Genomic DNA, 13,212 nt, shown 5'->3' on the forward strand with positions numbered 1-13,212 from the left:
TATTTGAACGGCAAGCTACGGTTGGAGAGATACATAATGAAATACATATGGGTAGTATTGGCGATCATGCTTTCGGGCTGTTCATCAGTATCTCAAACCGCAGGGACTGATCAGCATCTGGTAACGTTTGATGAGCAAGATTTTGTTGGTATCGATCCAGATTCTGTTCGCGCGAGATTAGTGGTAGATGACTTTGTAAAACTGCGCACCATTAAGTTAGGTGCTGAAATTGTGTCAGCCCAAGGATCAGTCAGAAAGGAGTTTCCGCTGGTGCTGGTGGGCGTGGATATGATGCAAGCTGAGCGGAGTTGGATTTTTTTGACTCAATCGCGTAACCGCTACCAGTTCCAACTGACTGCCGAAGGCAAACGCGAGTTTGAAGAGTTTCAACAGTGGCTCAAAGGCAAATCTTGCACTCACTACAGCTATGCGTTCGACGTGAAGTTTGAAGACGATATTGATCGTCCGTTCAGTTACACCTTAAAACTGATGCTGCAACCTTCACAAGGCTACATCACTATGGTGGATAACCATCGCGTCAAATCACCATTCTTGGCTCCGTCAGGCTCATAAATGCCTGCCAGTGTCACCAATCTGTTAGATTCTCTGCCGTCTTCATTGACGGCAGAGTTGTTTGAAACTCTCATCAAAACCCCAGAACTGCGCATTGAGCGGATTTTGTCGGATGGGCAAGTCACGCCAGAGGGGCAGTGGTACGATCAAGCCGAAGATGAGTGGATTTTGTTGCTGCAAGGTGCTGCCCACATTCAATATGCCGATGGCCGCGAAGTGGCGCTAACCGTAGGCGATAGTTTGCTGCTGCCTGCACGATGCCAGCACCGCGTGAGCTGGACGACTGAGGATGAAATTACCGTCTGGTTAGCGGTGTTTTATCCGCCCAGCCAATAGCCCTAGTTGAGTGTTGCACGCATAAAAAAGCCGCATCACTGTCAAACAGTAATGCGGCTTTTCTGTCGCTGAAATCAGCGAAATTATGCTTCGATGGTTTTAACGCCTGAGTCAGTACCCACTAACGCCACATCGGCGCTACGCAGCGCAAAAATACCGTTCGCCACTACACCTGTGATGTTGTTGATGGTACGCTCCATCTCGATTGGATTCATGATCTTAAAGTTGTACAGATCGAGAATGATGTTGCCGTTATCGGTCACCACACCTTCACGATAAACCGGGTCACCGCCCAGTTTCACCAACTCACGCGCCACATAGGAACGCGCCATTGGGATCACCTCAACCGGCAGTGGGAAATCACCCAACACATCAACTTGTTTACTGCCATCCACAATACAAATAAAGGTTTTGGCAACTGCTGCGACGATCTTCTCGCGAGTATGCGCTGCACCGCCGCCTTTGATCATCTCCATGTGAGGATTGATTTCGTCGGCGCCATCCACGTAGATATCCAATTGATCCACAGTGTTAAGGTCAAACACTGGAATACCATAAGATTTTAAACGTTCTTCAGAGGCCTTTGAGCTTGATACTGCACCTTCGATATCGCCTTTAATACTCGCAAGTGCATCAATGAAATGATTGACTGTAGAACCAGTGCCGACGCCTACAATACTGTCTTTTTCAACGTATTTAAGAGCAGCCCAGCCAACGGCTTTTTTCAATTCATCTTGGGTCATTATGGGTTCCAGAGTTGAGATGATGGAGAGTTATCGGGCGGTATTATAGCCATAACTTGGCATTACTGCAGCGCTTGCTTAACAATCCGCCGAAATTTTGCGGAGTTAGCGCGGCGACTGAGTTATGATGCCGCTTTAAACTGTTAACATAATTTTAGCCTGCAAAAAGGAGCTGTCATGGCTGGAGCGAGTTTGCTGACACTGTTGGACGACATTGCCACCATTTTGGATGATGTTGCCGTGATGAGTAAGGTGGCGGCGAAAAAGACCGCGGGTGTCTTAGGCGATGACTTGGCGTTAAACGCCCAGCAGGTGACCGGCTTTCGTGCCGAGCGTGAACTGCCTGTGGTGTGGGCGGTGGCCAAAGGCTCGTTGCGTAACAAAGCGATTCTGGTGCCTGCGGCCTTGCTGATTAGCGCCTTTGTGCCTTGGCTGATTATGCCGCTGCTGATGCTAGGCGGTTTGTTTCTCTGCTTCGAAGGCTTTGAAAAGCTGTGGCATAAATTAACCCATAAAACTGAGCATAAAAGCGAAGCCGAAGCGGTTGAGAGTTTGCAACACGCCGGAGGATTAGAAGCGTGGGAGCAAAGTAAAATCCAAGGCGCGATCCGCACGGATTTTGTGTTGTCGGCGGAGATCATCGTGCTCACCTTAGGCATTGTGGCCGAGAGCGAGTTTGTCACTCAATTGTCGACTTTAGCGATTATCGCGGTGGTGATGACGTTAGGCGTATATGGCTTAGTGGCAGCGATCGTAAAACTCGATGATGTCGGGCTGTATCTTAGCGAACGTCAAGGGCAGGGCGGCTTGTGGCACAGCGTGCGTCGCTTCGGCTTATTGTTGGTCAGTGCCGCGCCTAAATTGATGAAGCTGCTGACCGTGGTTGGCACTGCGGCAATGTTTATGGTGGGTGGTGGCATTATTGCGCACGGCGTGCATCGCATTGGCGAATGGATTGAACACCAAGCCGTGGCGGCATCAGCGATTGAAGGCATGGGCAGCCTGCTGAGTATATTGGTGCCGACGCTGCTTAATGCGGTGTTGGGTATTGTCGCTGGCGCGGTGGTGCTAGTGCTGATTAGCGGCTTAAGCAAACTCAAACAGCAAGTGACTAGCTAAGCTTAGGCGTTAACAACCGTTGGCTTTAAATGCCGTAGCCATTCACATAGAAATTCACATAGCAATCCACATAGAAATTCACATAAAAATCCGCATAAAAAAACGCAGCTTAAACAAGCTGCGTCTTTTGTTTAGTGCCTAAGTTGAACTCAGCACGAACTCAATCACATCTCAAGCTTAGTCAATCACACCACAGGCCATACGAGCACCGCCACCACCGAGAGGTTTTGGCGTATCAGAGAAGTTATCGCCGCCAGCGTGGATCATCAAGGCTTTGCCTTTGACATCAGCCACTTTCAATTTAGGCGCTAACACCGGAGTACTGGCCACGCCATCTGCAGTGACAAATAGCGGCGGCAGATCGCCCACATGGGTGCCATCGCTCCAAGGGTAACCGTGTGTGCCAGTGCCTGCGGGATCAAAGTGACCACCTGCAGCGCCACCGAGTATGGTTTTGCCATCTTTTTCGCTAGGGCCACAGCTACCATTTTGGTGAATATGGAAACCATGCACGCCCGGGGTTAATTCTTTCAGGTTGGGTGTCAGCACTAAACCGTAGGCAGAATCGGCTAACGCCACGGTACCGATCGGTGTTGTGCCTTCAGCAGTTAACAGCGATACCTCAACTTGCGTTTCAGCGGCCATTGCTGCCGTTGAAAGCAAACCAGCACAGGCGAATGCCATCATTGAACGTTTAAACATAGACAACCTCTCCATTGGTTATGGGTGAACCGTAAGACAGCAATTCAGACAGAACGCAGACCTCGCTTACGGCAGTTGCAACAGCTTACGCTCAACTAAAATGTGACGCAAATCATATTAATGGTGAGTTATAGATTATTAATTAACCGTGTAGGGGTGACGATTAACGGCAGTGGAATATCCCATTCCGCCACAGGCAGTTGCTCGTGATGTTGGCAGTCGTGGGCATAGCCAACCGCCAGTGCTGACAGCTGCGGATTAGCCAAGGTGCGATCATAAAAACCACCGCCCATGCCCATGCGGTTACCCAAATTATCAAACGCCACCAAGGGGGTGAGGATCAGATCCAACTGACGCGGTAATACCAACTGTTGGCTATTGAGTTTGGGTTCCAGAATACCGAAACGATTTTGCTGCATTGTGGTCTGTGCATCGTAATGCAAAAACAGCAGGTTGCCGTGATTGAACGGATGTAACACGGGCAAACACGTCGCAATGCCGCGTTGCCATAAGGCCTCAAACAGCGGCGCGGTACTCAGCTCACCATCACAGCTAAAGTAGAGGGCAACCTGACGAATCGCAGGGCGCGCGTCAATAATCTCCAGCAAGCGTTGCGAGGCCATCGCCGCCGCTTCGGCTTGAAACTCGGCCGACAAACTACGGCGTTGCTTACGGATTTCCGCTCGTAACTGTTTGCAGTGCGCTAAACGCTCATCGTGGGGAATTGCGGTGCCAGCAGGAATCGTCAAAATCAAACTCTCTCAAATGACCGTGAGTTACGGCGGTGATTACCTTGGCTATCATCGGTGCTTCGGCCGACGAGTGCAAGTTGAGCGCAGAAACGAAAAAATCGGCCTTAGCCGATTTTTGAATTGGGATGCTCCCCAGAGTGCCGTTAGCCGGCGTAAGCCCTTGAACCAGAAGTTCAAGGTCGGGTCACTGATTACATCCTAAGGCTTCTCGGTTCGCGCCGAGCATGCTCAATGTCAGTAAAAACAGTAACCCTAAGGTCAAAGATATCGGCACAGGGACATTGCCAACTATCGAACACCCCAGGGAGCAAATTCGGGGTTGAGCCAAAAGGCTCGTTACACATTATTAGTTTAGTCTGCTCTATCGCTGCGCTCAACCAGCGCTTGCTCTAGGGTAGACTGCAACAACAGAATACGTTGATCCATTTGTTGCATATAATCTTGATTCTTTTGCTTTTCTGTCAGCAGTTCGTGGCCAATATTTAATGCAGCCATTACTAATAAATCTTCTCTGCTGAGACTGTTAGTTCGGCCTTTTAGCTGCGTTAACTGCTGCTCAATATTGTGTGCCACTAACCTCAGAGCCTTTTCTTGCCCTGCGGGACAAGCAATTGAGTAGCTGCGTCCCATCAAGGTGATATCTACAGCGTTAATACTCATTTTCGACAATCTTCCTATTGCCCGGCGTCTGAGGCGGACTATAAAGGCCTGCGTTTTAAAGTGCAAGTGACGAAAGCTGAACCGACGAGCAATCTGTTATTGATTGATGTTTCACTGAACAGATTCAGCACATAAGACCACTTAACCCTCGCAGTTTTCAGGCTTTACCTTGGTCAGCTTGGCCAACTCTGATAGCATTGCCGATGTAATTTACTCATTGAGATTGTGGGATATGGCGACTCCTCCTTCATTGCAGATTGATAAGCTGCGTGAACAGTTAGACTGTGCCGAAATCGGCCAACATCCAGTAGAAGTGCATGGCGCTCTGGTGGGCATTATTTGTGGCGGTGCAGCGGCAACAGATTGGCTGCAGCCTATGTGCGAATTGATGAATGATGGCAAACAGTTGCCAAGCGCGCTGAGCAGCTTGATCCAAGATATGCATCAAGATGTGGCTGCCCGCTTAGCTGACCCTGAGTTTGGCTTCACCCTACTGTTGCCAGAAGAGGAAGAACCGCTCGCCTCTCGGTTAGAAGCGCTGTCACTGTGGACCCAAAGTTTCCTCACTGGTATCGCGGTGGTGCAACCTAAACTGAATCAATCCTCTGAAGATGTGCGCGATGTGATCCGCGACTTGGCTGAAATCACCCAAGTGGATCTCGACGTTGGCGAGGATGAAGAAAGCGAAAGCGCCTTCCAAGAGTTATTAGAATTTGTCCGCATGTCGGCCATTCTCTGTTTTGCTGAGTTTGTGCTGCATGCGCAAGCCAGTGTCAGTGCCGAACAAGACAAAGGCATTTTGCATTAAGGAGTACAGGCCGTTTATGGCGGCCTGAAAATCGACATGGATTCAAACGCCAACTTGACTCAAGTAGATGTTGCGATTGTCGGCGGTGCAATGGTGGGCGCAACCACCGCATTGGGGTTAGCCCAGCAAGCTAAGCGCTGTGGTAAACCGTTAAAGATTGCCCTCATTGAAGCGCATCAATCCGGTCAACAAGATTCCGGTTTTGATGCCCGCGCCATCGCCGTTGCTGATGGCTCTATCTTCGCCTTATCCCAACTGGGTATTTGGCAAAGCCTTGCTAAACTCGGTACGCCAATCCGCGATATTCACGTATCAGACCGTGGCCATTTCGGCATGACCGAAATTAACGCTCAACGCTTTGGCTTGGACGCGCTCGGGCAGGTGATTGAACTCAGCCGTGCAGGCCAAGTGTTAGAAGCCTTGCTCACAAAAAGCGGCATTGAATACTACTGCCCAGCGACACTGGCCAGTATTCACAGCGAACAACAGCATCACACGCTGACCCTCGATAACGGCCAGCAGCTGCAATGCAAACTGCTGATCGCCGCTGACGGCCTCAACTCTAAAGTGCGTGAACTGCAACAGCTGCCGCTTGAGGTCAGTGAGTTTGGTCAAAGCGCCATTATCGCCAATATCAGCGTCAGCCAGCCGCACCACAACATGGCGTGGGAACGTTTCACCGAAAACGGCCCGATTGCCTTGCTGCCGATGGCTGATAGTGACGGCAAACCACGCTTATCGTTAGTGTGGGCGATGGCAACGCCGCTGCTTGAACGTCACCTAGCCATGAGCGATAGCGAATTTCTTAGCGCGTTGCAGCAAGCCTTTGGCAATCGCGCCGGTAACTTTTTAAAACTAGGTGAACGCCACTGTTATCCGCTGGCATTATCGCTGATGCCGCGCCCTGCGTATCATCGCACTGTCTATCTCGGCAACGCCGCGCAAACTCTGCACCCGATCGCGGGGCAAGGTTTTAACCTCGGTATGCGCGATGTGATGGCCTTGGTGGATGCGGTGGGCGATGGCTTGGCACAAGATCAGGATCTGGGAGGCGTTCAGCTTATCCATCACTACTTGCAAAGTCGTGAGCAAGACCGCCGCGAAACCATCGCCAGTATTGAACTGCTGGTGCGTGGATTCTCGAATCAATACTGGCCGCTAGTGGCTGGGCGCAATCTTGGCTTACGCATGCTGTCTTGGTTACCACCGCTGAAAACTCCGGTCGCACGCCGCGCCATGGGGTGGCAAGGTCGGCAGCAATCTCGTTCTCAAGCAAGGAGCTGAGCATGTTCAAAACACAAAGTTATGATGTGGCCGTGATTGGCGGCGGCATGGTGGGGCTCGCCACCGCATGCGGTCTTGCCAAATCTGGATTAGATGTGGTGGTGATTGATAGCAGCGCCGCTGCGCCTGTCAGCGGTGAGCCACGGCTGCGCGTCAGCGCCATCAATAAAGCCAGTCAAGCACTGCTGCAACACTTAGGTGCGTGGAGCAATATTCCAACCGCACGCTTAGCGCCGTATAGCAAAATGGACGTGTGGGAAAAAGACGGCATGGGCGCGATTCAATTTGATGCCGCTGCGGTGAGTGCTGACTCACTCGGCACCATTATTGAAAACGACGCAATCCATTACGCTTTAGCCCAAGCGGCTGCTGAGTACGACAACCTGCGCCTGCTCGAAAACGAAAAAGTGCGCCAGCTGGCCTTTGGTGAACGCGAAGCCTGGATCACCCTAGAACGGGGCGACAGCATTAGCGCTGCCTTGGTGGTGGCGGCTGATGGCGCTAATTCTTGGGTGCGGCAGCAGTGCCAAATTCCGCTGACATTTTGGGATTATGACCATCAAGCGATTGTGGCGACCATCAAAACGCAACTGCCGCATGGCGGTTGTGCGCGGCAGGTGTTTTCAGCCGATGGGCCATTAGCTTTTTTACCTCTGTATGGTGCCAACCTGTGCTCAATTGTATGGTCGGTACCGCCAGAAAAAGCCGAACAGCTATTAGCGTTAGATGCGGCGAGCTTCAGTAAAGCACTGACCGCTGCGTTTGATGGCAAACTTGGCTTATGCGAACTGCAAAGCGAACGTCACTCCTTCCCGTTGCGGATGCGTTTTGCGCGTCACTTTGCTCAACATCGGTTGGTATTGGCCGGTGACGCGGCGCATACCATTCATCCGTTGGCCGGGCAGGGCGTTAACCTCGGTTTCCTTGATGCTGGCGCGATTGTCGATGAGATCGCCAAACTGCACGATGAAGGCAAAGATATCGGCGCCTACGAAAACCTGCGCCCGCTTGAGCGCTGGCGTAAAGCGGAAGCGATGGAGATGATTGCCGCAATGGAAGGCTTCCATCGCCTGTTTGCTGGCAGCAATCCGCTTAAAAAAGCGATCCGCGATATCGGCTTAAACTTGGTTAATAGTGTTTCAGGAATGAAAACACTGTTCATACAACAGGCCATGGGACATAAATTCAAGTTACCGCGCTTATGTAAGCCTGATTAAATCTTCTAATCTGGCCACACAAATCCAGATAAAAGCCCAAAATATTTTAATATTCTGGGCTTTTATTTTGCTCATTAACTCGCCAATAGTGTGATACTAATCATCTGTCGCATTAAAAAAACTAATCTACAATAGATCGGATTAGAAATTTAACCTGTATAACGAAATCGCACGCAGTTTATACTCGGTGAGCATTTTAACCCTGTGTCAGCAGGATAAGAAAACCGCAAGCCCCGACAGAGAAGGGATAACAATGGCTAATAAAACTGTTCTCTACCAAAAGCACTTGGAAGCCAACGCGAAGATGGTCGACTTCCACGGCTGGGATATGCCCCTCAACTACGGTTCCCAAATTGAGGAACACCATGCTGTGCGTCAAGACGCAGGCATGTTCGACGTATCGCATATGACAGTGGTAGATATTGAAGGTGATAACGCTAAAGCCTTTTTGCGTTATCTGTTGGCGAATGATGTCGCCAAACTGAAAGTACCGGGTAAAGCACTCTACAGCGGCATGCTGAATGAAGATGCTGGCGTGATCGACGACTTGATCACCTACTACCTGACTGACACTTACTACCGCGTGGTGGTGAACTCTGCGACCCGCGAAAAAGATTTAGCGTGGATCAACAAGCAAGCAGAAGCCTTTGGCGTGAGCGTGATTGAACGTCCACAGCTGGCGATGATTGCTGTTCAAGGCCCGAACGCCAAAGCCAAAGCGGCCACTGTGTTCACTGCAGCACAAAATGCTGCCGTTGAAGGCATGAAGCCGTTCTTCGGTGTGCAAGCTGGCACTTTGTTTATCGCTACCACAGGTTATACCGGTGAAGCTGGCTACGAAATCATGGTGCCAGAAGCCGATGCCCCAGCCCTGTGGCAAGCACTGCTTGAAGCAGGCGTTAAGCCAGCCGGTTTAGGTGCACGCGATACCCTGCGTTTAGAAGCAGGCATGAACCTCTATGGTCAAGATATGGATGAAACCATCAATCCATTAGCCGCCAACATGGGCTGGACCATTGCATGGGAACCAAGCGACCGTGACTTTATCGGCCGTGCGGCACTGACAGAAATCCAAGCGGCTGGCACTGAAAAGCTGGTCGGTTTGGTCATGGAACAAAAAGGTGTACTGCGCCACGATATGCCTGTGTACTTCACCGATGCAAACGGTGTAGAACATGCTGGCATTATCACCAGTGGTACATTCTCCCCCACATTAGGCTATTCTATTGCGATGGCACGGGTTCCAAACGCAATCGGGGATTCTGCTGAAGTGGAAATGCGTAAAAAGCGCGTCGCTGTTAAAGTGATAGCGCCAAGTTTTGTGCGCAACGGAAAACAAGCTTTCTGAATTACGGTAAAGGAAAACAATAATGAGCGATATTCCTAACGAATTATTCTACACCGCTTCTCACGAGTGGGTTCGCAAAGAAGAAGATGGTAGCTACACAGTGGGTATCACCGAGCACGCCCAAGAGCTGCTGGGCGATATGGTGTTTGTTGAACTGCCAGAAGTGGGCGACACCCTGAGCGCAGGCGACGACTGTGCCGTGGCTGAATCTGTAAAAGCCGCTTCTGACATCTACGCGCCAATCTCTGGTGAAGTGGTTGCCGTAAACGAAGCGTTAGAAGATAGCCCTGAGCTGGTAAACAGCGAGCCATATGCTGACGGTTGGTTCTTCCGTATTAAGCCATCTGATGACGGCGACTTGGAAAACCTGCTTGATGCAGAAGCCTATCAGGCTGTTATCGACGAAGAGTAAGCGTCGATGCCAACGAAGCCCCAACTCAGGGGCTTCGTTTGTTTGAACAAGATTAGATCGATACCTCGTCTCCCCCTACAGACGCATATCGGCGACAAGTGGAAACAATAGTCAAATGACCAAGCAAACTCTCGCTCAGCTCGAGCAACACGATCTGTTTATTCGCCGCCATATCGGTGCTGATGCTGACCAACAGCAACAGATGCTGAATTATGTTGGCGCGGATTCTCTGGAAGATCTCACCGCACAAATCGTGCCGGAAGCTATTCGTCTTGGCCGTGAACTGGCACTGGATGACTCATGCACCGAAGCCGCAGGTACTGAATGCCTGCGTGAGATTGCCGCCAAAAATAAGGTGTTTAAAAGCTATATCGGTATGGGCTACTACGGTACTGAAGTACCAAAAGTTATCCTGCGCAACGTGCTGGAAAACCCAGGTTGGTACACCGCTTACACCCCTTATCAGCCAGAGATTGCTCAAGGTCGTTTAGAAGCGATTCTGAACTACCAACAGATGTCGATGGATTTGACTGGTCTGGATCTCGCCTCAGCATCACTGCTGGATGAAGCCACAGCCGCTGCTGAAGCAATGGCACTGGCTAAGCGTGTATCTAAGGCTAAAAATGCCAACATCTTCTTTGTCGCTGATGATGTATTCCCACAAACCATCGACGTGGTCAAAACCCGCGCCGAATGTTTTGGTTTTGAAGTCGTAGTTGGCCCGGCTGACACCGCCGCTGATTACGAGCTGTTTGGCGCCCTGTTCCAATACACCAACAAGCTGGGTGCGATTGGCGATTACGCCGCGCTGTTTGCCAAACTGCAAGAGAAGAAAGCCATTATCACTGTAGCCGCAGACATCATGTCGCTGGTGCTGTTGAAATCACCGGGCGCAATTGGTGCTGACGTAGTGTTTGGTTCGGCGCAACGCTTTGGCGTGCCAATGGGCTTTGGTGGTCCACACGCAGCATTCTTTGTCACTAAAGATGCCCACAAGCGTTCAATGCCAGGCCGTATTATCGGTGTATCAAAAGATACTCGCGGTAACAGCGCGCTGCGTATGGCAATGCAAACCCGTGAGCAACATATCCGCCGCGAAAAAGCTAACTCAAACATCTGTACTGCACAGATCCTGCTGGCCAACATGGCATCGTTCTACGCGGTTTATCATGGCCCACAAGGTCTGAAAACCATCGCTGAGCGCATTCACCGTTTGACCGACATTCTGGCGGCTGGCTTAAGCGCCAAAGGCGTGAGCCTCACTAACAGCACTTGGTTCGACACCCTGACGTTCACCGTTGCGGATGTTGATGCGGTAGTTGCCCGTGCGGCAGCGGCTGAAGTGAACCTGCGTGTTGATGCTGAAGGCACACTGGGTGTCAGCTTGGCTGAAACCACCACTCGCGCTGATATCGCTGAACTGTTCGATATCATCCTCGGTGCAGGTCATGGTTTGGATGTCGCCGCGCTGGATAGCGACATTGTTGCTAATGGCATCGCGTCTATCCCTGAGCACTTAGTGCGTGAAGATGCGATTCTGACTCACCCAACCTTCAATCAGTATCACAGCGAAACTGAGATGATGCGTTATATCAAACGTCTTGAAGACAAAGACTTAGCGCTGAATCACTCAATGATTTCTCTGGGTTCATGCACCATGAAGCTGAACGCAGCGGTGGAAATGATCCCAGTCAGCTGGCCTGAATTTGCCAACATGCACCCATTCTGCCCACAAGATCAGGCACAAGGTTACACCCAACTGGTGAACGAACTGTCTGATTGGTTGGTGGAAATCACCGGTTACGATGCCGTGTGTATGCAGCCGAACTCAGGCGCACAAGGCGAATACGCTGGTTTGTTGGCGATTAAGAAATACTACGAAGCCAACGGCCAAGCACACCGCGACGTGTGTTTGATCCCACACTCAGCTCACGGCACTAACCCAGCATCAGCCCAGCTGGCGGGTATGAAAGTGGTCGTGGTTGAATGTGACAAGCAAGGTAACGTTGATATGGCCGATCTGCGCGCACGCGCTGCAGAAGTGGCTGACAACTTAGCTTGTATCATGATCACTTACCCATCGACTCACGGCGTGTATGAAGAATCTGTGCGCGAAATCTGCGATATCGTGCATCAACATGGCGGTCAGGTGTACCTCGATGGCGCCAACATGAACGCGCAGGTGGGCATTACTGCACCGGGCTTTATCGGCGCTGACGTATCGCACCTTAACCTGCATAAGACCTTTGCTATCCCTCATGGGGGCGGCGGTCCAGGTATGGGTCCTATCGGTGTTAAGGCACACTTGGCACCGTTCGTCGCTGGTCACTCAGTGGTAAAACTGGGCAAAGCAAGCGACAACAACGGCGCAGTATCTGCGGCGCAATACGGTAGTGCGGGCATCCTGCCAATCAGCTGGATGTACATCAAGCTGCTGGGCGCGAAAGGCTTACGTCTGTCGACCCAAACCGCCATGCTGAACGCTAACTACTTGGCCAAAAAGCTGTCTGAGCACTATCCAGTGTTGTACCGTGGCCGTAACGACCGCGTGGCGCACGAATGTATTATCGACCTGCGTCCTCTAAAAGAAGCATCAGGCGTGACTGAAATGGATATCGCTAAGCGTTTGAACGACTACGGTTTCCATGCGCCAACCATGAGCTTCCCAGTAGCGGGTACGCTGATGATTGAGCCAACCGAGTCTGAATCAAAAGTGGAATTGGATCGCTTTATTGAAGCGATGGTGTCTATCCGTGGCGAAATCGCCAAAGTGGAAGCCGGCGAGTGGCCAGCGGATAACAACCCGCTGCACAATGCGCCGCACACTATGGCGGATATCATGGACCCAACGTTTGATGAGCGTCCTTACAGCCGTGAACTGGCGGTGTTCCCAAGCGCGGCAGTACGTGCCAATAAGTTTTGGCCGACGGTTAATCGTATTGATGACGTTTTCGGGGACAGGAACCTTCACTGTAGTTGTGTACCTGTTTCTGAGTACAAATAACATTTTAAATCATGATCACATCAATTGTAGTTGGATACCGCTGCATTGTAGTTGGAAACAGCAATTGAAGTTGGAAACTCGATAGCCTAAGAAGGCGAACCAAATGGTTCGCCTTTTTGCTATGTCGCCTTCCCGAATTGTTCATGCCCCATTCCAAGCTAGCGCACTTATCCGTCAGATTTGCGGCTAAGTACTTGACATATTTTTTCTAATCAGTTTAGTGTCTAGTGCACTGAGTGCTTACCACGGTATAT

General features: G+C 50.9%; 13 protein-coding genes and 1 other RNA gene. 9 read left to right on the forward strand and 5 right to left on the reverse strand.

The features are described from left to right. Positions 1 to 36: 36 nt before the first annotated feature. Together JYB87_RS04110 and JYB87_RS04115 are read left to right on the forward strand one after the other, a co-directional pair. Positions 37 to 573, forward strand: coding sequence for a hypothetical protein (locus JYB87_RS04110; RefSeq protein ID WP_207355646.1), 537 nt, complete (start codon positions 37 to 39; stop codon positions 571 to 573). Then, entirely contained in the window at positions 574 to 909 is a 336-nt protein-coding gene (locus JYB87_RS04115; RefSeq protein WP_207355647.1) for a cupin domain-containing protein, read from the forward strand. Positions 910 to 992: 83 nt separating this feature from the next. Here the strand turns inward: JYB87_RS04115 and rpiA are convergent, their stop codons facing one another. Then, entirely contained in the window at positions 993 to 1,652 is a 660-nt protein-coding gene (gene rpiA / locus JYB87_RS04120; protein WP_207355648.1) for a ribose-5-phosphate isomerase RpiA, read from the reverse strand. 177 nt (positions 1,653 to 1,829) lie between these two features. On the opposite strand from rpiA, the gene JYB87_RS04125 reads away from it, so the two are divergent. Next, positions 1,830 to 2,771: a DUF808 domain-containing protein gene (locus tag JYB87_RS04125; protein WP_207355649.1), complete on the forward strand. Its 942-nt coding sequence runs from the start codon at positions 1,830 to 1,832 to the stop codon at positions 2,769 to 2,771. Positions 2,772 to 2,948: 177 nt separating this feature from the next. Here JYB87_RS04125 and sodC read toward each other — a convergent pair whose 3' ends face one another. The 4 genes from sodC to zapA all read right to left on the reverse strand — a co-directional run bounded on the left by sodC (position 2,949) and on the right by zapA (position 4,885). Further along, a complete protein-coding gene (gene sodC / locus JYB87_RS04130) occupies positions 2,949 to 3,473 on the reverse strand; it encodes a superoxide dismutase [Cu-Zn] SodC (RefSeq protein ID WP_324032490.1) in 525 nt (174 codons plus the stop codon). Between the two features lie 128 nt (positions 3,474 to 3,601). Further along, positions 3,602 to 4,222 (reverse strand): 5-formyltetrahydrofolate cyclo-ligase, encoded by a 621-nt coding sequence (locus tag JYB87_RS04135; RefSeq protein WP_324032492.1) that lies wholly within the window; start codon positions 4,220 to 4,222, stop codon positions 3,602 to 3,604. Positions 4,223 to 4,350: 128 nt separating this feature from the next. Then, positions 4,351 to 4,535, reverse strand: a non-coding RNA gene (gene ssrS, locus JYB87_RS04140) — 6S RNA. Between the two features lie 41 nt (positions 4,536 to 4,576). Next, entirely contained in the window at positions 4,577 to 4,885 is a 309-nt protein-coding gene (gene zapA, locus JYB87_RS04145) for a cell division protein ZapA (protein ID WP_207355651.1), read from the reverse strand. 232 nt (positions 4,886 to 5,117) lie between these two features. On the opposite strand from zapA, the gene JYB87_RS04150 reads away from it, so the two are divergent. From JYB87_RS04150 to gcvP, 6 genes are all read left to right on the forward strand, one after another. Continuing rightward, positions 5,118 to 5,693: a UPF0149 family protein gene (locus tag JYB87_RS04150; RefSeq protein WP_207355652.1), complete on the forward strand. Its 576-nt coding sequence runs from the start codon at positions 5,118 to 5,120 to the stop codon at positions 5,691 to 5,693. A 36-nt stretch (positions 5,694 to 5,729) separates the two neighbouring features. Continuing rightward, complete coding sequence (gene ubiH / locus JYB87_RS04155) at positions 5,730 to 6,977, forward strand: 2-octaprenyl-6-methoxyphenyl hydroxylase (protein WP_207355653.1); 1,248 nt, start codon at positions 5,730 to 5,732, stop codon at positions 6,975 to 6,977. A gap of 2 nt (positions 6,978 to 6,979) precedes the next feature. Further along, the gene (locus JYB87_RS04160) at positions 6,980 to 8,194 is read left to right on the forward strand and encodes an FAD-dependent oxidoreductase (protein WP_207355654.1); all 1,215 of its coding nucleotides are present in this window, start codon (positions 6,980 to 6,982) and stop codon (positions 8,192 to 8,194) included. A gap of 253 nt (positions 8,195 to 8,447) precedes the next feature. Further along, the gene (gcvT, locus tag JYB87_RS04165) at positions 8,448 to 9,542 is read left to right on the forward strand and encodes a glycine cleavage system aminomethyltransferase GcvT (protein ID WP_207355655.1); all 1,095 of its coding nucleotides are present in this window, start codon (positions 8,448 to 8,450) and stop codon (positions 9,540 to 9,542) included. 22 nt (positions 9,543 to 9,564) lie between these two features. Then, a complete protein-coding gene (gcvH, locus tag JYB87_RS04170) occupies positions 9,565 to 9,954 on the forward strand; it encodes a glycine cleavage system protein GcvH (protein ID WP_207355656.1) in 390 nt (129 codons plus the stop codon). Between the two features lie 115 nt (positions 9,955 to 10,069). After that, positions 10,070 to 12,958 carry an aminomethyl-transferring glycine dehydrogenase gene (gcvP, locus tag JYB87_RS04175; RefSeq protein ID WP_207355657.1) on the forward strand — a complete coding sequence of 963 codons (2,889 nt, stop codon included), beginning with the start codon at positions 10,070 to 10,072 and terminating at the stop codon, positions 12,956 to 12,958. Positions 12,959 to 13,212: the final 254 nt, after the last annotated feature.

Origin of the sequence: Shewanella avicenniae (genome assembly GCF_017354945.1) — a bacterium.
GTDB classification, from domain to species: Bacteria; Pseudomonadota; Gammaproteobacteria; order Enterobacterales; family Shewanellaceae; genus Shewanella; species Shewanella avicenniae.

Excerpts from the sequence above, each read along its gene's own strand:
- JYB87_RS04110 (WP_207355646.1), top strand. The coding sequence starts at position 37 with ATGAAATACATATGGGTAGTATTGGCGATCATGCTTTCGGGCTGTTCA.
- JYB87_RS04115 (WP_207355647.1), top strand. The coding sequence starts at position 574 with ATGCCTGCCAGTGTCACCAATCTGTTAGATTCTCTGCCGTCTTCATTG.
- rpiA (WP_207355648.1), bottom strand. The coding sequence starts at position 1,652 with ATGACCCAAGATGAATTGAAAAAAGCCGTTGGCTGGGCTGCTCTTAAA.
- JYB87_RS04125 (WP_207355649.1), top strand. The coding sequence starts at position 1,830 with ATGGCTGGAGCGAGTTTGCTGACACTGTTGGACGACATTGCCACCATT.
- sodC (WP_324032490.1), bottom strand. The coding sequence starts at position 3,473 with ATGTTTAAACGTTCAATGATGGCATTCGCCTGTGCTGGTTTGCTTTCA.
- zapA (WP_207355651.1), bottom strand. The coding sequence starts at position 4,885 with ATGAGTATTAACGCTGTAGATATCACCTTGATGGGACGCAGCTACTCA.
- JYB87_RS04150 (WP_207355652.1), top strand. The coding sequence starts at position 5,118 with ATGGCGACTCCTCCTTCATTGCAGATTGATAAGCTGCGTGAACAGTTA.
- ubiH (WP_207355653.1), top strand. The coding sequence starts at position 5,730 with ATGGATTCAAACGCCAACTTGACTCAAGTAGATGTTGCGATTGTCGGC.
- JYB87_RS04160 (WP_207355654.1), top strand. The coding sequence starts at position 6,980 with ATGTTCAAAACACAAAGTTATGATGTGGCCGTGATTGGCGGCGGCATG.
- gcvT (WP_207355655.1), top strand. The coding sequence starts at position 8,448 with ATGGCTAATAAAACTGTTCTCTACCAAAAGCACTTGGAAGCCAACGCG.
- gcvH (WP_207355656.1), top strand. The coding sequence starts at position 9,565 with ATGAGCGATATTCCTAACGAATTATTCTACACCGCTTCTCACGAGTGG.
- gcvP (WP_207355657.1), top strand. The coding sequence starts at position 10,070 with ATGACCAAGCAAACTCTCGCTCAGCTCGAGCAACACGATCTGTTTATT.